Consider the following 18,529-nt stretch of genomic DNA (forward strand, 5'->3'; position numbering starts at 1 on the left):
AGAGGAGAACGAAATGCCGAAAAAGATTATCGTGCCTGCCGGTACCAGCAAACCCATCGCTCCCTTTTCGCCGGGAACCCTTGCCGATGGCGTGGTTTACGTTTCGGGCACGCTGCCCTTCGACAAGGACAATAATGTCGTGCATCTGGGCGATGCCAGCGCGCAGACCCGTCATGTTCTGGAAACCATCAAGTCCGTCATCGAAACCGCCGGCGGCACGATGGAGGACGTGACGATGAACCACATCTTCATCACCGACTGGGCGAACTACCAGGCCGTCAACACGGTCTATGCCGAATATTTTCCCGGCGACAAGCCGGCGCGTTATTGCATCCAGTGCGGTCTGGTAAAACCCGACGCGCTGGTGGAAATCGCCACCGTCGCCCATATCGGCAAATAGGACGAAACGGCAGATGATGCATTTCGAGGTTCATGGCCGGACTGATCCTGAGGCGGCAACCATATTGCTGTCTTCGGGGCTGGGTGGATCGGGCACTTACTGGACGCCGCAGATCGATGCCCTTTCCGATCATTTCCGCATCGTCACCTATGACCATCGCGGAACCGGCAGGACCGGCGGCGAGGTGCCGGCAGAGGGCGGCATATCGGCGATGGCGGATGACGTGCTGGAGATTGCCTCGGCGCTGAACCTCGAAACATTCCACTTCATGGGCCATGCGCTCGGCGGCCTGATCGGTCTCGATATCGCGCTGCGCAAGCCTGATCTGATCGACCGGCTTGTGCTCATCAATGCCTGGAGCAAGGCCGATCCGCATTCCGGGCGCTGCTTCGATGTGCGGATCGAGCTTCTGGAAAAATCCGGCGTCGAGGCGTTCGTGAAAGCCCAGCCGCTGTTTCTTTATCCGGCCGCATGGATGTCGGAACATCAGGAGCGTCTGGCGCGGGACGATGCCCATGGCGTCGCGCATTTTCAGGGCAAGGCGAATGTGCTGCGGCGCATCGCGGCGCTTCGGGCTTTCGATATCGATAGCCGGCTGGGCGAGATCGGCAATCCGGTGCTGGTGTTGGCGACGAAGGACGATCTTCTGGTGCCCTATACACGTTCGCAGCGGCTTGCCGATAGCTTGCAGCAAAGCGAGCTTTGTCTTCTCGATTTCGGCGCGCATGCGGTCAATATCACCGAGCCCGAGCTTTTCAACACAAGGCTTCTGCAGTTTCTGCTGCCGAGCACCCAGACATTCTGACAGGATTTTAAAGTAACATGACGAAAGCACTTGATGACACGGCTCCTCTGGACAGCAAGGCACTGGCAACGCTTTTCACCGAGGCGCGCACCCATAATGGCTGGACGGACCAGCCGGTCAGTGACGAGACGCTGAAGGCGCTTTACGATCTGACGAAGATGGGGCCGACCTCGGCCAATTGCTCGCCCGGCCGTTTCGTGTTCGTGCGCAGCCCGGAAGCCAAGGAAAAGCTTCGGCCCGCGCTGTCTTCCGGCAATCTCGAAAAGACCATGGCGGCTCCGGTCACGGTCATCGCCGCAATCGACAGCGAATTTTACGAGAAGCTGCCGGTGCTGTTTCCCCATGCCGATGCCCGTTCGTGGTTCACCTCCAGCGCGGCCATGGCCGAGGAGACGGCCTTCCGCAATGGCACGCTGCAGGCGGGTTATCTCATTCTCGCGGCCCGGGCTTTGGGGCTGGATACCGGGGCCATGTCCGGTTTCGACAAGGGCAAGGTGGATGCGGCATTTTTCGCCGGCACGACGTGGAAATCCAATTTCCTGATCAATCTCGGCCATGGTGATCCGTCGAAGCTCTTCGGCCGCCTGCCGCGGCTTGGCTTTGAAGACGCCTGCGTGCTGGCTTGATGGCCTGTTAAGGAAGGATGGGTTAGATGCAGATGATGTCTCTTGAAAAGGAAGCGGAAATGGAGACGAAGACTGCAGAGCAACGCAGCCTCGATTATAGAAACGCCATGGCGCGGCTCGGTGCGGCGGTCAACATCGTCACTACCAATGGTGCAGCTGGTCGTGCCGGCTTTGCAGCAACCGCCGTCTGCAGCGTTTCCGACAATCCGCCCACGCTTCTTGTCTGCCTCAACCGCAATGCTTCAGCCTATAAGGTGGTGAAGGCAAACGGTGTCATCTGCGTCAACACGCTCGCCGCACATCACGAGGTGCTGAGCACGCTTTTCGGTGGCAAGACGCCGGCCGATGAGCGTTTTGCTGCCGGCAGCTGGGGTGTGCTTGAAACCGGCGCGCCGGTTCTGGAAGACGCGCTCGTCTCTTTCGACTGCCGCATCCGCGAGGCCCATGACGGCGGCACGCATGATATTCTGATCTGCAATGTCGTGGATATGAAGATCAATGGGGGCGATGAGGCGCTGATGTATTTCAACCGGCGTTATCGGATGCTTTGAAGGTGACTGTTTGGCTGAGCACCAGCTCGAACCTGACCGTCGTCATCCTCGGGCTTGACCCGAGGATCCACAAACTGACGCGCGATGGATCCTCGGGTCAAGCCCGAGGATGACGTTGAGGTGGAATAGCGTCTCAGAAATTCGAAGGGCGTTTCCGGTTTCCCGGAAACGCCCTTTTCGTTACTTGATCAGCGGCAGAAGATCGTTGATCGACTTCTTCGCATCACCGTAGAACATCCGCGTATTGTCCTTGTAGAACAGCGGGTTCTCGATGCCGGAGTAGCCCGTTCCCTGGCCTCGTTTGGAGACGATGACGAGCTTCGACTTCCACACTTCCAGCACCGGCATGCCCGCGATTGGCGAGTTCGGGTCGTCCTGCGCCGCCGGGTTGACGATGTCGTTGGAGCCGATGACGATGACGACGTCGGTATTGGGGAAATCGTCGTTGATTTCGTCCATTTCCAGCACGATGTCGTAAGGCACCTTGGCTTCGGCGAGCAGCACGTTCATGTGGCCGGGAAGACGGCCTGCGACGGGGTGGATGGCGAAGCGCACGGTCTTGCCGTCGGCGCGCAGCTTGCGGGTCAGTTCCGAAACCGCGCTTTGCGCCTGCGCTACCGCCATGCCGTAACCGGGCACGATGATGACGCTGTCGGCATCGTTCAATGCCGCTGCGACACCTTCGGCGTCGATCGCAACCTGCTCGCCCTCGATTTCCATCGCCGGACCCGTCGTGCCGCCGAAGCCGCCGAGGATGACCGAGACGAAGGAGCGGTTCATGGCCTTGCACATGATGTAGGACAGGATCGCACCCGAAGAGCCGACCAGCGCGCCGGTGACGATCAGCAGATCGTTGCCGAGCGTGAAGCCGATGGCAGCCGCCGCCCAGCCGGAATAGCTGTTCAGCATAGAGACGACGACCGGCATGTCGGCGCCGCCGATGCCCATGATCAGGTGGTAACCGATGAAGAAGGCCAGCAGCGTCATCAGCACCAGCGACCATGCGCCCGCGCCGTTGCAATACATGATGAGCAGCACGAGCGACAGGATCGCGGCGCCGGCATTAAGGACATGTCCACCCGGCAGTTTCTTCGCCTTGCCGTCCACCTTGCCGGCAAGCTTGCCGAAGGCGACAACGGAGCCGGTGAAGGTGACTGCGCCGATGAAGACGCCGAGGAAGACCTCGACCTTCATGATCGCCAGTTCGACAGGCGTCTTGTGGGCGAGGATGGCGGAAAAGCCTGTCAGCAGCGAGCGTGCCGTCTCATCGAGCGAGGCGACATGCGCTTCTTCGATATGGGCGTTGAAGCCGATGAAGACCGCGGCGAGGCCAACGAAGGAGTGAAGGGCTGCCACAAGCTGCGGCATTTCGGTCATCTGTACGCGGTTTGCGACGTAATAACCGAGGACGGAGCCACCCGCGATCATCAACAGGACGATGAAGCCTATGCCGACATCAGGTCCGAAGACCGTGGCGGCGGCGGCAAGGCCCATGCCCGTTATACCGTACCAGACGGCGCGTTTGGCGCTTTCCTGGCCGGAAAGGCCGCCAAGCGAAAGGATGAAAAGAACGGCTGCGGCAACATAGGCCGCGGAAACGATACCAATGGTCATTTATAAGATCCCCGCTTGGCTTACGACTTCTGGAACATGGCGAGCATGCGCCGTGTCACGAGGAAACCGCCGACGATGTTGATCGTTGCGATCAGGACGGAAAGCGAGGCAAGGATCACCACCAGCCAGTTGCCGGAGCCGATCTGCAGCAGCGCGCCCAGAATGACGATGCCGGAAATGGCATTCGTCACCGCCATCAGCGGCGTGTGCAGCGAATGGCTGACATTCCAGATGACCTGGAAACCGATGAAGCAGGCGAGCACGAAGACGATGAAGTGGCTCATGAAGCTTGCCGGTGCAAACAGACCGACGAGAAGCAGCAGTGCCGTGCCGATAACGAGCAGCCCGACCTGGTTTTTCGTCTGTGCCTTGAACTCGGCCCGTTCCTTCGCGTGTTTTTCCTCGGGCGAGAGCTCTTTGGCTCTTTCCTTCGGTTTCTGCGCGGCAATCGCCTGGATTTTCGGCGGCGGCGGCGGGAATGTTATTTCGCCCTGATAGGTGACGGTGGCGCCACGGATGACATCGTCTTCCATGTTGTGAACCGGCTTGCCGTCTTTTCCGGGCGTCAGATCGGTCATCATGTGACGGATGTTGGTGGCATAGAGCGTCGAGGCCTGCGCCGCCATGCGGCTCGGGAAATCCGTGTAGCCGATGACGATGACGCCATTGTCGGACACAACGCGCTGGTCGGGAACCGTCAGATCGCAATTGCCGCCGCGCTCGGCCGCAAGGTCTATGATGACAGAACCCGGCTTCATCATCGCCACCATGTCGGCCAGCCACAGCTTCGGGGCATCGCGACCCGGAATGAGCGCCGTGGTGATGACGATATCGATCTGCGGTGCGAGCTCGCGGAACTTCTCCAGCTGCTTCTCGCGGAATTCCGGCGAGGAGGGGGCGGCATAACCGCCGGTGGCGGCACCATCCTGCTGCTGATCGGCGAAATCGAGATAGACGAATTGCGCGCCCATGGATTCGATCTGCTCGGCCACCTCAGGGCGAACGTCGAATGCATAGGTGATGGCGCCGAGCGAGGTGGCCGTGCCGATCGCTGCAAGACCGGCAACGCCGGCACCGATGACCAGAACCTTGGCGGGCGGCACCTTGCCGGCGGCGGTGACCTGACCGGTGAAAAAGCGGCCGAAATTATTGCCGGCCTCGATGACCGCGCGATAACCGGCGATATTGGCCATGGAGGACAGCGCGTCCATCTTCTGGGCGCGGGAAATACGCGGCACCATGTCCATGGCGATGACGTTTGCGCCCTTTTCCTTGGCCTGCTCCAGAAGGTCCTTGTTCTGGGCGGGGTAGAAGAACGAGATCAGCGTCTTGTCCGAAGACAGGCGATCAATCTCCGACGTTTCCGGCGGTCGAACCTTGGCGATGATGTCGGATCCGGCGTAAAGCGCATCCGCGCTATCGACGACGGTAACCCCGGCTGCGCGATAGGCGTCGTCGGAAAATCCCGCCGCCTTGCCCGCACCGGCCTCAACGATGCAATCATATCCGAGTTTCTGCAATGCCTGGGCGCTGTCGGGCGTCATACCGACGCGCGCCTCGCCTTCATATAATTCCCTGGGCGTCCCGATCTTCAAAATGGCTCTCCCTGTGCCTGATAATATAGGGGGGTCATAACCTATTCAGGGGGGCTTTGTCTTCATATTGATTTTGTCTTGCCTGCGACGGAATGACAGCCCGCTGCGACAGGCTCTTTCGATATGCCGGCTTGCCACGCAATAAAAAAACCCGGTGCCTGCGCACCGGGTTCCGAAAGTGTCGATCAGGATGGTGATCAATCCATTGTGTGGATGTCGCGATCCTTGGTTTCCGGCAGGAACAGCAGGCCGATGACCAGCGTGATGCCTGCAAAGACGATCGGGTACCAGAGACCGTAATAGATGTCGCCCTTCGCCGCGCTCATCGCAAAGGCGGTGGCGGGCAGAAGACCACCGAACCAGCCGTTGCCGATGTGATAGGGCAGCGACATGCCGGAGTAGCGGATGCGGGTCGGAAACAGTTCGACCAGAAGCGCCGCGATCGGGCCATAGACCATCGTCACATAGATGACGAGGACGGTAAGGACCGCAATGATGACGACCCAGTTCACGGCTGCCGGATCGGCCACCATGGTGAAAGCGCCGCCGCCAGCAATGGTGTAGACGGCCATTTCCGCCGCACCACCGGTCTCGGCCGGTGTCAGCAGCTTGTCCGCCACCAGCTTGTCGGTTGCCACCATCTTCTTGTCGGTGGCGCGAACGGCTTCAGCATTGAGGCTGAGTTCCGGGTTTGCGGCGATGAAGGCGTCCAGTTTTGCGTCCGGAACCTGCGCTGCGCCGCGCACCAGCGGATAACCGCTGTCATGCAGTGCGATGTTGACCTGCTTCTGGAAGGCCTTGTCCTTGGCCGCCGCATCCGCACCGGCTGCGATCGCGTCGTAGCTGGCGATGGTGGCGTCGCCGAGCTTGACGCTCGCCGGCTGGCCGGCCGTTCCGGCAACCACGTCATAGGGAACGGAGTTGCGGGTCAGGAACGAGGTGGCGATATCGCAGGATGTGGTGAATTTCGCCGTGCCTGTCGGGTTGAACTGGAATTTGCAGTCGCCGGGGGCGGCGGTCACGGTGGCGCGAACGGTGGACTGTGCTTGCGCAAGTGCCGGATTGCCCGCCCAGGTGAGCGCTTTAAACAGCGGGAAGTAAGTCAGCATTGCAAGAACGAGGCCAGCCATGATGATCGGCTTGCGGCCGATCTTGTCGGAAAGCCAGCCAAAGAGCACGAAGAAACCCGTGCCGAGAATGAGGGCTGCTGCAACCATGATATTGGCTGACTGACCGTCCACCTTCAGAATGCTCTGCAGGAAGAACAGCGCGTAGAACTGGCCGGTGTACCAGACGACGGCCTGACCGATGACGGCGCCGACGAGGGCAAGCAGGGCGATCTTGGCGTTTTTCCACTGGCCGAAGGCTTCGCTGAGCGGTGCCTTGGAGGTCTTGCCCTCTTCCTTCATCTTCTTGAAGGCGGGGGATTCATTCATCTTCAGACGAATCCAGACCGATACGCCGAGCAGCAGAACCGAAACGAGGAAGGGAATGCGCCAGCCCCAGGCGGCGAAGGCTTCCTTGCCGAGCGCGAACTGCACGCCGAGAATGACAACCAGCGACAGGAACAGGCCGAGCGTCGCCGTCGTCTGAATCCACGAGGTGTAATAGCCTCTGCGGCCGTTCGGCGCGTGTTCGGCCACATAAGTTGCGGCACCGCCATATTCACCGCCGAGCGCCAGACCCTGCAGCATGCGCAGGATGATCAGGATGATCGGAGCGGCGATACCGATCTGTGATGCACTGGGCAGGACACCGACGAGGAAGGTGGAAACACCCATGATGAGAATGGTGATGAGGAAGGTGTATTTACGGCCGACGATATCGCCGAGGCGTCCAAACACCAGCGCGCCGAACGGGCGCACGAGGAAGCCGGCGGCAAAGGCCAGAAGCGCAAAGATGTTGCGCGTCGTTTCCGGATATTGGCTGAAGAAGTTCGCGCCGATATAGATCGCGAGCGAGCCGTATAGATAGAAATCGTACCATTCGAAAACCGTTCCGAGAGAAGAGGCGAAAATCACCTTCTTCTCCTCGCCCGTCATTGGACGGGCGGGGCTGCTCACGGCTGCAACATTTGCCATTGTCTGTCCTCCACAGATGTCCCAATCGGCGCAGTGCGGAGCCCGTCTCTCTCCTCCGGGCTCCCCTTTCGGTTGCAATGCGCATGACATCAGAGTGACAGAAAATTAACCCCAATAAGAGCGATGCTTTCGGATTATGACTTTAGTCTAATGTATAACGTGCAAAAATGTCGCAGAGCGGTTTTTGCCTGCCGGGAGCGGACGGACCGAAACATGCCTTTTTTCTTGACACAAACAAGAAACCTTCTAATAGCTTCTCGCGAAGAAGGAGCATCACCTTGCGCAGGCATGTTGCAGACATGATTGTCATGGAAGGACCGGCACAATCCGCCGGCGATGATCCGCGTCTTTCTTATTCCATCCGAATTACGGCCAAAACGACGATTAAAACCGTCTGACGTCTCTGGCCCGCCGCTCTCTCCCCGGTTTGGCTGGGGATCGAGGAAGCCGCGATGCGATGCGGTTTCCCCACCTCACCCAAAAGAGGAGAGACAGAAAGAGAGCTTGATCATGGGTTTCAAAGTTGCAATTGCAGGCGCCACCGGCAACGTCGGTCGCGAAATGCTCAATATCCTCGCCGAACGCGGCTTTCCGGCCGATGAGATCGTGCCGCTCGCTTCCGCCCGTTCGCAGGGCACGGAAGTCTCCTATGGCGATCGCACGCTGAAGGTTTCCAACCTCGAGAATTACGATTTTTCCGACACGGATATTTGCCTGATGTCGGCTGGCGGCGATGTGTCCAAGAAGTGGTCGCCGAAGATCGGCCAGCAGGGTTGCGTCGTCATCGATAACTCGTCTGCATGGCGCTACGATCAGGACGTTCCGCTGATCGTTCCGGAAGTCAATGCCGACGCGGTCGAGGGCTTTTCGCGCAAGAACATCATCGCCAACCCGAATTGCTCCACGGCCCAGCTCGTCGTCGCGCTGAAGCCGCTGCATGACTTCGCAAAGATCAAGCGCGTCGTCGTTTCCACCTACCAGTCGGTTTCCGGTGCCGGCAAGGAAGGCATGGACGAGCTGTTCCAGCAGACCCGCGCCGTGTTCGTCGCCGATCCGGTTGAAACCAAGAAGTTCACCAAGCGCATCGCCTTCAACGTCATTCCGCATATCGACGTCTTCATGGAAGACGGTTACACCAAGGAAGAGTGGAAGGTTCTGGCCGAAACCAAGAAGATGCTAGACCCGAAGATCAAGGTAACCTGCACGGCCGTGCGCGTTCCTGTCTTCATCGGCCATTCGGAATCGGTCAATATCGAATTCGAAAACGAGATCACCGCCGATCAGGCGCGTGACATCCTGCGCGAAGCGCCGGGTTGCCTCGTCATCGACAAGCATGAAAATGGCGGCTACATCACGCCGGTTGAATCCGCCGGTGAAGATGCGACCTATATTTCGCGTATCCGTGAAGATGCAACGGTTGAAAACGGCCTCAACATCTGGGTCGTCTCGGACAATCTGCGCAAGGGTGCTGCCCTTAACGCCATCCAGATCGCCGAACTCCTGGTCAATCGTGGTCTCATCAAGCCCCGCAAGGCGGCTGCGTGATACGATTTTTTAAGGTTCGTTAAGTATAACCCGTCTGTTCTGTGTGGGGCAGACGGGTTTTCCATTGGTGACGATCACGGCCAGTTTATTTGCAGGCCTTGCTGCCGAAAGGCAATTTAAGCCGCCAAAAGACAATTTGGCACCCGAACCCCTACAACGGCGACGTGTTGGTTCTCGGGATGAATTCCCCAAAGGATATCGAAGGCAGATTTTGATGCGGGCAATGAAGGCAATTCTGGCTGGTGTGGCCATGGTCTCGGTTTTGGCAGCGACGCCGGTTATGGCTGCGCAATGCGGCAACACTTCGGCAGGCTTCGATGCCTGGGTCGGCGCCTTCAAGCAGGAAGCGGCGGGCCGCGGCGTCAGCGCTTCGGTGCTCGACCGTGCCTTCTCCGGCGTCTCCTACAATCAGGCGACCATCCGCGCCGATCGCGGCCAGCACAGCTTCAAGCTGTCCTTCGAACAGTTCATGCAAAAGCGCGGCGGTCAGACGATCATTTCGCGCGGCAAGACCATGAAGAAGAACAACGCCTCTCTCTTTGCTTCGATCGAGAGAGCTTACGGCGTTCCTGCCGGCCCGCTTCTGGCTATCTGGGGCATGGAAACCGGCTTTGGCGGCTTCATGGGTAACCAGCACACGCTTTCCGCCGTTGCAACGCTCTCCTTCGACTGCCGCCGTTCGGATTATTTCACCGAGCAGCTTTATGCGGCGCTGAAGCTCGTCGGCAGCGGCTCGCTCAACGTCAACGCCAAGGGTGCTGCCCATGGTGAAATCGGCCAGACGCAGTTCCTGCCATTGAATGTCGTGCGCTACGGTGTGGATTTCGACCGCGATGGACGGGTCGATCTCGTCGGTTCGCGTGCCGATGCGCTGGCCTCTACGGCCAACTTCCTCGTCGGCCATGGCTGGCAGCGTGGTGCGGGTTACCAGCAGGGGCAGGCGAATTATGCCGCTATCCAGGGCTGGAACGCCGCAAGCGTCTATCAGCAGGCCATCGCCTTCATCGGCAAGGCGATCGACGGCCAATAAGGTCGCTTTCCAAGGACTAAAGGCCCATTTTCGTCATGCCGGACTAGATCCGGCATCCAGCCACGGCGCGTCTGCGCCGTGAAAGATCCTTACGCGATCAAAGACTTGATCGCACTGGACCCCGGACCAAGTCCGGGGTGACGAAGTTGAATATTATTGGCGGCGACTACGCGTCTAAATCACAGATCCGGGCGGCGAAAGTCGCCCGTTTTGCCGTCCATCACCCACAATTCGCCGGTCGAAATATCGAACCACGCGCCGTGCAGCTTGACCTTGCCGGCGGTCTCCTGCGCCTTGACGAAGGGGAAACCGCGCAGATTGGCGATGGAGTTACGGATGGAGACGCGTTCCAGCGCGGTCTGGCGCTCGGAGGCGGTCATGACGTCGTTGCTCTGGATTTGTTCGGCCGCAGATTTGACCATGTTCATCCATTTGCCGATGAAGTCACCGGGTGACAGCGGCTCGAGATTGGGGTCGAGGGCCGCCTGAATGCCGCCACAGCGGCCGTGGCCCATGACGACGATGTCTTTCACCTTCAGAACCTGCACGGCATATTCGATGGCCGCCGACGTGGCGTGGTATTGCCCGTCCGGCTCGAAAGGCGGCACCATGTTGGCAACGTTGCGGACGACGAAAAGCTCTCCCGGTCCGCAATCGAAAATGGTTTCCGGCGCTGAACGGGAGTCACAACAGGCAATGAACAGGGTCTGCGGTTTCTGTCCGGTATCGGCCAGAACGCGATATCTTTCGCGCTCATCGACATAGCGGCCGCTCATGAAGTTCTTGTAGCCGTTCAGAAGAGTTTCCGGAAAATCTTTCATCTATCGCAGTACCGTTATGCTTGGACCAAGATCACGGGGCGAACCTGGCGCGTTGAAGACCAATCCTTTAGAGCATTTTCGCTTTTCTTCGAACCGCGAAACCGCTCCAACTTCCTGTTGCCGCATTTCCGGATGGAAAACCGAGGGCCGCTTTTCCTGGAAATGCTCTAGCCGCTATTTGCGCTTGCTGCGTGAAGGATGCAAGAGATGACGCATCTGCACCATGGCCATGGGTGTGGAAAGACTTGAAGAATCGGTCTCCAGCGTCAGCTCGTTCATCTCGCGTTTTTTCGTGCGCGCCAGAATTTCGAACACGCTGGCGGTGGCCAGTTGCAGCGCCTTTTCATCATCCAGGCCTTCCAGCAGGCGGGCGAGGAACAGCGCCGACATCAGGTCGCCAAGTCCGTTCGGCGCATTCTCGATGGCGCGGTGTTCGGCCAGAAGGGCGTGCCGGCCGCTGAGGTAAAGATTGCCGGTACCGCCCGCCATCATCGGCACGGCCGAGGTGACCAGCATTTTCGGCGGGCCGAGTGCGAGCGCCGCATCCATGATGGCGTTGTTGGTTTCAAGCTCGGCGCCGCTCATCCACGCCAGTTCGTAGCGGTTCGGTGTCGCGACGGTCGCAAGGGGAATGAGGTGGTCGCGGATGGCTTCGGCGGTCTCAAGGGGAATGTAAAGCCCGCCCAGATCGCCCATGACCGGATCGCAGGCATAAATAAGCCCCGGGTTCTTTTCCTTCAGATTGCGGATCAGCCTTGCGACGGAGCGCACCTGTGACGCGCTTCCGAAATAACCGGTCAGTACAGCCTTGACCTCGCCGACCCATTTGGCGTTCTCAAGGTCGGTCATGGCCTTGTCGAAGTCATCGTCCTGAAAGCGCATCCGCGTGGACGGGCCATGGCCGGGATGCCAGGGCATGACGATGGTGGGCACTGCCCATACCGGATAACCAAGGGTTTCCAGCGCGAAGACCGCGGCGCGATTGCCGACCGATCCACGCATGACGTGGCTGGAAATGACGATGACGGCGCCCTGTGTATTTTCCTGCATCACGGCCTTCTTGCTTTCAAATGTCGCAGAAGCGCGCAAGTGCCCCTGCCTAGAGATCAAGATGCGCTCTCATGACATATCGCAAGGCCGGTTTCCACCGTTAATCCCGCAAGGGTCTGTCCCGCAAAAGGAAGGGCGGGGCCGGGCTTTCCTGCGCTGCCGGATTGCCTTCCCGTCATTGCGGGAGGCGAGGTGCCTTTTATTGGCGTGTCGGGTCCTCCGAAAAGCACGCTACACTTTTGGGTCTGATGCCCTATAGTTGTAATATGCTCGATCTCGTCATTGCCTATTGGCCTCATATCCTTGCCGTCCTTTCCATTTTGATGGGAACCGTGGCGGCCGTGCATGCCACGATGACGAAGGAGGAGGTCCGTTCCGCACTGGGCTGGGTTGGCGTCATCGTGCTGTCGCCCATCGTCGGCGCGGTCATCTATGCCATTGCCGGCATCAACCGCATTCGTCGGTCGAACATCACGCAGCAGCGGTCCTTCATGCAGGACGAGATCATGGATCGCGTGGCGCGTTTCGATGCGGACGCAGAACTGGTTGCCACGCGGTTTGGCCGTCGTTTTGAAGCGATGAAGACGCTGGGTGACCGGGTGACACGCCACGCGCTGACGACCGGCAACACCATCGAACCGCTGGTGACGGGTGACGTCGCCTATGCCGCCATGCTGGAGGCGATCGGGGAGGCGAAGCGCTCGATCATTCTCGAAACATATATTTTCGACAATGACAGGATCGGCGCCCGCTTCGTTTCGGCGCTCGAGCAGGCAAAACTGCGTGGCGTGGAAGTGAGGGTGCTCATCGATGCGGTGGGGGCGCGATATTCCGTGCCCAGCATCCTGCCGACGCTCCGGGACAGGGGCATCATCGCCGATGTCTTCAATGGCAATGTCATCATGGGGCTGCGGTTGCCCTATGCCAATCTGCGCACCCACCGCAAGATACTGGTGGTGGACGGACGCATCGCCTTTAGCGGCGGCATGAATATCCGCGAGGGTTTCACGCTGGAATTCGGTGGCGAGAAGCAGTCGCACGATACCCATTTCAAGATTACCGGGCCGGTGGTTTCGGATTTTTTCTCCATTGCGGCGGAGGACTGGCGTTTCACCACGAAAGAGCGTCTGGACACCCCGGTCTGGGATATTGCCATTCCCGACGGGGTGCCGGGTTCGCAGATCGTCGCCCGGGTTTCCTCCTCGGGGCCGGATAAGAGCATCGAGACCAGTCACAAGATGCTGATGGGTGCGTTTTCCGTCGCCCGTTCCTCCATTCTTATCATGTCGCCCTATTTTCTCCCCGATCGGGAGCTTATTTCGGCACTCATAACCGCAGCAAGGCGGGGAGTGGTGGTCGATATCATCGTGCCCAAAAGCAACAATCTGGTGCTTGTGGACAGGGCGATGACGGCGCAGTTCGACCAGATGCTGAAGAATTATTGCCGCATCTGGCGGGCGACGGGGGCTTTCAATCATTCCAAGCTTCTGGTGATCGACGAGCGCTGGACCTATATCGGCTCCTCCAATCTCGATCCACGCTCGCTGCGACTGAACTTCGAGATCGATCTCGAAGTTATGGATGAGGCGTTTGCCGGGGTGATCGGGGAGCGCATCCGGGATGCGCGTGCGACCGCCTTGCCGGTGCGGCTCAGCGAACTGAATGCGCGCCCATTCGTTGTTCGTTTCGTGGAGCGTGTCCTGTGGCTCGCTTCGCCCTATCTTTAGAGCCTTGGATGTGCGGAGACATTGACGCGTGAAGAAAAACGGTTTGCTGAACAGCGAAAAAACGGCCCTGGCGGCAAATAGCAGTTTGCCCGCCTTCGTCATGCAGTCGCTGCGCGACCATCGTCAGCGGCAGAAAGCGGTGCAGGCGGCGAAAGATCATTCCTTCCCCGTCATCGCTTCCTACAATGTGCATAAATGTGTCGGCCGCGATCGCAAGTTTGACCCTGATCGCACCAGCCGCGTCATTCAGGAAATCGGCGCTGATATCATTGCCCTTCAGGAGGCCGACAGTCGCTTTGGTGAGCGCACCGGCCTGCTCGATCTTGCCCGGCTGGAGCGGGAAAGCGGCCTCATTCCCGTGCCGGTGCAGGCAGGGGTGAAGGCGCATGGCTGGCATGGCAATGTCGTGCTGTTCAGGGAAGGTGCCGTCAGGGACGTGCATACGCTGAAACTGCCGGGGCTGGAGCCGCGCGGCGCGCTTGTCGTGGAGCTGGATCTGAAAAGCGGCGGCACGCTGCGGGTCATCGCCGCCCATTTCGGCCTGCTGCGCCATTCCCGCGCCCAGCAGGCGAAGGCGCTGATCGGGCTGCTGGAAGCGCGCAACGAATGCGCGACCGTCCTCATGGGAGACCTCAACGAATGGCGCCTCGGCAACGGCTCGTCGCTCAACACGTTTCGGGACGCTTTCGGCGCATTGCCGCCGGCGGTGCCGAGTTTTCCCTCCAACCTGCCGGTGCTGGCGCTCGACAGGATCATCGCCAATCGGGAAGGTCTGGTCGAGCAGGTGGAGGCGCATGACAGCGCGCTGGCGCGCGTCGCTTCCGATCACCTGCCGCTGAAAGCCGCGGTCCGGACCGATCTGCTTCAGGCCTGATCCCGCCACGACATGGCACGTCGCTGGCCGAGGCCCAGGCCGGGCCGGGTTAAAGCCGCTGCGTCGCCGCCATGTGGTTGCGCGAGCGCGCCTCCAGCAATGACCTGCGAATGGCTTCCATCAGTCGCTCTCGATTGTTTCTGGTCTTGCACCGGTCGAGATTTTGCGCGGCAAGCGCGAGATCAAGACCCTCATGCATCACTATCGAATAGGCAACGGTTGTTGCCCAATTTTCGTAGTCCTGCTCCATCATGTCGCCCCTGAACTAAATCATTTAGTCCGAATCACCCAGTTCTTGAAAGTTACCATAAAATTCAAAGCATAAAATAGCGTTGTTTCTTTGGTGGTTCGTTACTCTGTGAAGCTATATTGCTTTTTGGCAGTTCTATTGCGGCGCAATATAGGTGGTTATTCCAGTTAAGCATTTGAAACTGATTCAATTTCAGGGGAGCCGCATAGACATTTTCGTCCATAAAAAACGCCGCGCATCTGATGATGCGCGGCGGGCTTGCGTCGAAGGTGGCGGTGGATGGGAGGTTAGGTTTCAGCCGGCCTTTTCGAGCTTGTAGTCCGAATTGGCCGGTTCTTCCTGCTTGTGCTGGATGAGCGGGCGGTTGCCCGCCAGCTTGCGCACCAGCACATAGAAAACCGGTGTCATGAAGATGCCGAAGAACGTCACGCCGATCATGCCGGAGAACACCGCCACACCCATGGCGGCGCGCATTTCAGCGCCCGCACCGGTGGAGATGACCAGCGGCACCACGCCCATGATGAAGGCGAGCGAGGTCATCAGGATCGGGCGAAGACGAAGCCGGCTTGCCTCGATGGCCGCCTGAAGCGGCGTTCGTCCTTCAAATTCCAGCTCCCGGGCGAATTCCACGATCAGGATCGCGTTCTTCGCCGAAAGACCCACAAGGACGACAAGGCCGATCTGCGTAAAGATGTTGTTGTCCCCTCCTGTCAGCCAGACGCCTGTGAGGGCCGCAAGTACACCGAGCGGGACGATCAGGATGATCGCGATCGGCAAAGTGAGGCTTTCATATTGCGCAGCCAGCACGAGATAGACAAGCAGCAGCGCCAGCGGGAAAACCACGATGCTGGAATTGCCGGCGAGGATCTGCTGGTAGGTCAGGTCCGTCCACTCATAGTCCACGCCCGCGGGCAGGGTTTCAGCGAGGATTTTCTCCATGGCTGCCTGTGCCTGTCCGGATGAGAAGCCCGGTGCCGGACCACCGTTGATATCGGCCGCAAGGAAGCCGTTATAACGGTTGGTGCGCTCCGGTCCTGTCGTCGCATCCACCTTCAGCAGCGTCGAAAGCGGGATCATCTGGCCGGTTGCGGAGCGAACCTTCAGGCGGCCGATATCTTCCGCATGGGCGCGGAACTGCGAATCTGCCTGCACCCGAACGCTGTATGTCCGTCCGAAGGCATTGAAGTCGTTGACATAAAGCGAACCGAGATAAATCTGCAGCGTCTGGAACACGTCGCTGACGGAGACACCCAGCTGCTCGGCCTTGGCACGGTCGAGATCAGCGAAGAGCTGCGGCACGTTGATCTGGTAGCTGGAGAAGATGCCCGCCAGCTCCGGCGTCTGATAGGCCTTGCCGATCACCGCTTTGGTTGCTTCATCGAGCGTCTGGTAGCCGTAGCCGGCGCGGTCTTCGATCTGCAGCTTGAAGCCGCCCGTCTGGCCGAGACCGTTGACCGGCGGCGGCGGGAACATGGCGATGAAGGCATCCTGAATGCCCGCATATTTCTGGTTCAGCTGCATGGCGATGGCATTACCTGACAGTTCCGGCGTCTTGCGCTTCTCGAAGTCGTCGAGAACCGCAAAGACGATGCCGGAATTGGAGCCAATGGTGAAGCCGTTGATCGACAGGCCGGGGAAGGCGATGGCGTGGCTCACACCCGGGGTTTCCAGGGCGATGTCGCTCATGCGCTTGATGACGTTTTCCGTGCGGTCAAGCGTTGCGCCATCGGGAAGCTGGGCAAAACCGATCAGGTATTGCTTGTCCTGCGCCGGCACGAAGCCGCTCGGCACCGTCGTGAACATGCCGTAGGTGGCGGCCACCAGCGCCATATAGACGATCATGACAAGGCTCTTGCGCGTCACCAGCCCGCCGACGGTCTTGCCGTAGCCATTCGACGCGGCGCCGAAGGCACGGTTGAAGCCGCGGAAGAACCAGCCGAGGATTTTGTCCATGAAGCGGGTCAGCCAGTCTTTCGGCGCGCCGTGTTCCTTCAGCAGCAGGGCCGCAAGGGCGGGCGACAGCGTCAGCGAGTTGATCGCCGAAATGACGGTGGAGATGGCGATCGTCAACGCGAACTGCCGGTAGAACTGCCCGGACAGGCCGGAGATGAAGGCGAGCGGCACGAAGACGGCGACCAGAACCAGCGCAATCGCGATGATCGGGCCGGACACTTCGCGCATGGCCTTGTAGGTGGCGTCACGCGGCGAGAGCCCGTTTTCAATGTTTCGCTCGACGTTTTCGACGACCACGATCGCGTCATCCACCACGATGCCGATGGCCAGCACAAGGCCGAACAGGGTCAAGGCGTTGATGGAGAAGCCGAAGGCATACATGACGGCGAAGGTGCCGATGATCGAGACCGGAACGGCGATCAGCGGAATGATCGAAGCGCGCCAGGTCTGCAGGAACAGGATGACGACAAGCACCACGAGGCCAACGGCCTCGAGGAGTGTGTCAACGACCTTCTCGATGGAGGAGCGCACGAATTTCGTCGTATCGTAGACGATCTCGTATTTCACACCGTCAGGCATTGCCAGCTGCAGATTGTCCATCGTGGCGCGGACATTGTCGGCGATTTCGATGGCGTTGGAGCCGGGGGCCTGAAGCACGGCGACAGCCACGGCGGGTTCGCCGTCGAGCAGCGAGCGCAGCGTGTAATCGGCTGCACCGAGTTCGATGCGGGCGACGTCACGCAGGCGGGTGATTTCACCATTGGCGCCGCTCTTGACGATGATGTTGCCGAATTCCTCCGGCGTCGTCAGACGGCCCTGCGCATTGACGTTGAGCTGCAGATCGACACCATTAGGGCTTGGTGAAGCGCCGATGACGCCGGCTGCGGCCTGCACGTTCTGCTGGCGGATGGCGTCGGAGACGTCGCTGGCGGCCAGATCATGCTCTGCCACCTTCTGCGGATCGAGCCAGACGCGCATGGAATAGTCACCGGCGCCGAAGACCTGCACCTGGCCAACACCTTCGATACGGGCAAGGCGATCCTTGACGTTCAGCGTCGCATAGTTGCGCAGATAGGTGATGTCATAGGCGTCGGTCTTCGAGACGAGGTTGACGACCATGATGAAGTCGGGCGAGCTCTTGACCGTCGTGATGCCGAGTGCGCGGACTTCCGCCGGCAGGCGCGGTTCGGCCTGTGACACGCGGTTCTGCACCAGCTGCTGCGCCTTATCAGGGTCGGTGCCGAGCTTGAAGGTGACGGTCAGCGTCAGCACGCCGTCAGAGGTTGCCTGGCTGCCCATGTAGAGCATGTCCTCGACGCCGTTGATCTGTTCTTCCAGCGGTGTCGCGACGGTTTCGGCGATAACGGTCGGGTTCGCACCGGGATAGGTGGCGCGCACGACGACGGATGGCGGAACGACTTCGGGATATTCCGAAATCGGCAGGGCGCGCATGCCAAGAAGGCCTGCCACCACAATCAGGATCGACAACACGCCGGCGAATACCGGCCGGTCGACAAAAAATCTGGAAATATTCATATCCAGTCCCTCTCCGGGTCTTTGGGATGCGAAGGCCGTTCCGGCGGCAATCCTGCCGCCGGTGAAGGCCG

The 18,529-nt window shown here is 59.7% G+C and carries 15 protein-coding genes; 8 read left to right on the plus strand and 7 right to left on the minus strand.

Going from position 1 to position 18,529, the window contains the following annotated elements:
* Positions 1 to 13 precede the first annotated feature (13 nt).
* Genes rutC through rutF form a run of 4 tightly spaced genes read left to right on the plus strand, consistent with a single transcriptional unit; the run spans position 14 to position 2,382 of the window.
* On the plus strand, positions 14 to 400 hold the full coding sequence (gene rutC, locus M0412_RS00430) for a pyrimidine utilization protein C (RefSeq protein ID WP_269703416.1): 387 nt from the start codon (positions 14 to 16) through the stop codon (positions 398 to 400).
* 13 nt (positions 401 to 413) lie between these two features.
* Positions 414 to 1,205: a pyrimidine utilization protein D gene (rutD, locus tag M0412_RS00435; protein WP_269703418.1), complete on the plus strand. Its 792-nt coding sequence runs from the start codon at positions 414 to 416 to the stop codon at positions 1,203 to 1,205.
* 17 nt (positions 1,206 to 1,222) lie between these two features.
* The gene (locus tag M0412_RS00440; protein WP_269703420.1) at positions 1,223 to 1,831 is read left to right on the plus strand and encodes a malonic semialdehyde reductase; all 609 of its coding nucleotides are present in this window, start codon (positions 1,223 to 1,225) and stop codon (positions 1,829 to 1,831) included.
* A 26-nt stretch (positions 1,832 to 1,857) separates the two neighbouring features.
* Positions 1,858 to 2,382, plus strand: coding sequence for an NADH-dependent FMN reductase RutF (gene rutF, locus M0412_RS00445; RefSeq protein ID WP_269703422.1), 525 nt, complete (start codon positions 1,858 to 1,860; stop codon positions 2,380 to 2,382).
* 180 nt (positions 2,383 to 2,562) lie between these two features.
* Here rutF and M0412_RS00450 read toward each other — a convergent pair whose 3' ends face one another.
* The 3 genes from M0412_RS00450 to M0412_RS00460 all read right to left on the minus strand — a co-directional run bounded on the left by M0412_RS00450 (position 2,563) and on the right by M0412_RS00460 (position 7,672).
* Positions 2,563 to 3,996 carry an NAD(P)(+) transhydrogenase (Re/Si-specific) subunit beta gene (locus M0412_RS00450; RefSeq protein WP_142840581.1) on the minus strand — a complete coding sequence of 478 codons (1,434 nt, stop codon included), beginning with the start codon at positions 3,994 to 3,996 and terminating at the stop codon, positions 2,563 to 2,565.
* A 20-nt stretch (positions 3,997 to 4,016) separates the two neighbouring features.
* Positions 4,017 to 5,591, minus strand: a complete 1,575-nt coding sequence (locus M0412_RS00455; RefSeq protein WP_142840580.1) for a Re/Si-specific NAD(P)(+) transhydrogenase subunit alpha — start codon at positions 5,589 to 5,591, stop codon at positions 4,017 to 4,019.
* A gap of 197 nt (positions 5,592 to 5,788) precedes the next feature.
* On the minus strand, positions 5,789 to 7,672 hold the full coding sequence (locus M0412_RS00460; protein WP_161991268.1) for an MFS transporter: 1,884 nt from the start codon (positions 7,670 to 7,672) through the stop codon (positions 5,789 to 5,791).
* Between the two features lie 510 nt (positions 7,673 to 8,182).
* On the opposite strand from M0412_RS00460, the gene M0412_RS00465 reads away from it, so the two are divergent.
* Together M0412_RS00465 and M0412_RS00470 are read left to right on the plus strand one after the other, a co-directional pair.
* Positions 8,183 to 9,217 carry an aspartate-semialdehyde dehydrogenase gene (locus M0412_RS00465; RefSeq protein WP_142840579.1) on the plus strand — a complete coding sequence of 345 codons (1,035 nt, stop codon included), beginning with the start codon at positions 8,183 to 8,185 and terminating at the stop codon, positions 9,215 to 9,217.
* A gap of 214 nt (positions 9,218 to 9,431) precedes the next feature.
* Positions 9,432 to 10,247 carry a lytic transglycosylase domain-containing protein gene (locus M0412_RS00470; RefSeq protein WP_142840578.1) on the plus strand — a complete coding sequence of 272 codons (816 nt, stop codon included), beginning with the start codon at positions 9,432 to 9,434 and terminating at the stop codon, positions 10,245 to 10,247.
* A 179-nt stretch (positions 10,248 to 10,426) separates the two neighbouring features.
* On the opposite strand, the gene M0412_RS00475 is transcribed toward M0412_RS00470, so the two are convergent.
* Entirely contained in the window at positions 10,427 to 11,068 is a 642-nt protein-coding gene (locus M0412_RS00475) for a carbonic anhydrase (RefSeq protein ID WP_035224474.1), read from the minus strand.
* Positions 11,069 to 11,242: 174 nt separating this feature from the next.
* Positions 11,243 to 12,118, minus strand: coding sequence for a pyridoxal kinase PdxY (pdxY, locus tag M0412_RS00480; protein WP_142840577.1), 876 nt, complete (start codon positions 12,116 to 12,118; stop codon positions 11,243 to 11,245).
* A gap of 266 nt (positions 12,119 to 12,384) precedes the next feature.
* Here pdxY and M0412_RS00485 point away from each other — a divergent pair, with 266 nt between their 5' ends.
* Positions 12,385 to 13,845, plus strand: coding sequence for a phosphatidylserine/phosphatidylglycerophosphate/cardiolipin synthase family protein (locus tag M0412_RS00485; protein WP_269703431.1), 1,461 nt, complete (start codon positions 12,385 to 12,387; stop codon positions 13,843 to 13,845).
* Between the two features lie 28 nt (positions 13,846 to 13,873).
* Complete coding sequence (locus M0412_RS00490) at positions 13,874 to 14,719, plus strand: endonuclease/exonuclease/phosphatase family protein (protein ID WP_046801539.1); 846 nt, start codon at positions 13,874 to 13,876, stop codon at positions 14,717 to 14,719.
* Between the two features lie 49 nt (positions 14,720 to 14,768).
* On the opposite strand, the gene M0412_RS00495 is transcribed toward M0412_RS00490, so the two are convergent.
* Together M0412_RS00495 and M0412_RS00500 are read right to left on the minus strand one after the other, a co-directional pair.
* Positions 14,769 to 14,972 carry a hypothetical protein gene (locus tag M0412_RS00495; protein WP_269703434.1) on the minus strand — a complete coding sequence of 68 codons (204 nt, stop codon included), beginning with the start codon at positions 14,970 to 14,972 and terminating at the stop codon, positions 14,769 to 14,771.
* A 291-nt stretch (positions 14,973 to 15,263) separates the two neighbouring features.
* A complete protein-coding gene (locus M0412_RS00500) occupies positions 15,264 to 18,458 on the minus strand; it encodes an efflux RND transporter permease subunit (RefSeq protein ID WP_127757677.1) in 3,195 nt (1,064 codons plus the stop codon).
* Positions 18,459 to 18,529: the final 71 nt, after the last annotated feature.

The sequence above is a fragment of the Agrobacterium sp. O3.4 genome, assembly GCF_041414895.1.
In the GTDB taxonomy this organism is placed as follows: Bacteria; Pseudomonadota; Alphaproteobacteria; order Rhizobiales; family Rhizobiaceae; genus Agrobacterium; species Agrobacterium cucumeris.

What these genes read in the sequence shown, in the direction of transcription:
- rutF (WP_269703422.1), top strand. Translation starts at nt 1,858, where the DNA reads ATGCAGATGATGTCTCTTGAAAAGGAAGCGGAAATGGAGACGAAGACT.
- M0412_RS00500 (WP_127757677.1), bottom strand. Translation starts at nt 18,458, where the DNA reads ATGAATATTTCCAGATTTTTTGTCGACCGGCCGGTATTCGCCGGCGTG.
- M0412_RS00470 (WP_142840578.1), top strand. Translation starts at nt 9,432, where the DNA reads ATGCGGGCAATGAAGGCAATTCTGGCTGGTGTGGCCATGGTCTCGGTT.
- M0412_RS00465 (WP_142840579.1), top strand. Translation starts at nt 8,183, where the DNA reads ATGGGTTTCAAAGTTGCAATTGCAGGCGCCACCGGCAACGTCGGTCGC.
- M0412_RS00450 (WP_142840581.1), bottom strand. Translation starts at nt 3,996, where the DNA reads ATGACCATTGGTATCGTTTCCGCGGCCTATGTTGCCGCAGCCGTTCTT.
- M0412_RS00485 (WP_269703431.1), top strand. Translation starts at nt 12,385, where the DNA reads ATGCTCGATCTCGTCATTGCCTATTGGCCTCATATCCTTGCCGTCCTT.
- M0412_RS00495 (WP_269703434.1), bottom strand. Translation starts at nt 14,972, where the DNA reads ATGATGGAGCAGGACTACGAAAATTGGGCAACAACCGTTGCCTATTCG.
- M0412_RS00440 (WP_269703420.1), top strand. Translation starts at nt 1,223, where the DNA reads ATGACGAAAGCACTTGATGACACGGCTCCTCTGGACAGCAAGGCACTG.
- M0412_RS00475 (WP_035224474.1), bottom strand. Translation starts at nt 11,068, where the DNA reads ATGAAAGATTTTCCGGAAACTCTTCTGAACGGCTACAAGAACTTCATG.
- rutD (WP_269703418.1), top strand. Translation starts at nt 414, where the DNA reads ATGATGCATTTCGAGGTTCATGGCCGGACTGATCCTGAGGCGGCAACC.
- pdxY (WP_142840577.1), bottom strand. Translation starts at nt 12,118, where the DNA reads ATGCAGGAAAATACACAGGGCGCCGTCATCGTCATTTCCAGCCACGTC.
- rutC (WP_269703416.1), top strand. Translation starts at nt 14, where the DNA reads ATGCCGAAAAAGATTATCGTGCCTGCCGGTACCAGCAAACCCATCGCT.
- M0412_RS00460 (WP_161991268.1), bottom strand. Translation starts at nt 7,672, where the DNA reads ATGGCAAATGTTGCAGCCGTGAGCAGCCCCGCCCGTCCAATGACGGGC.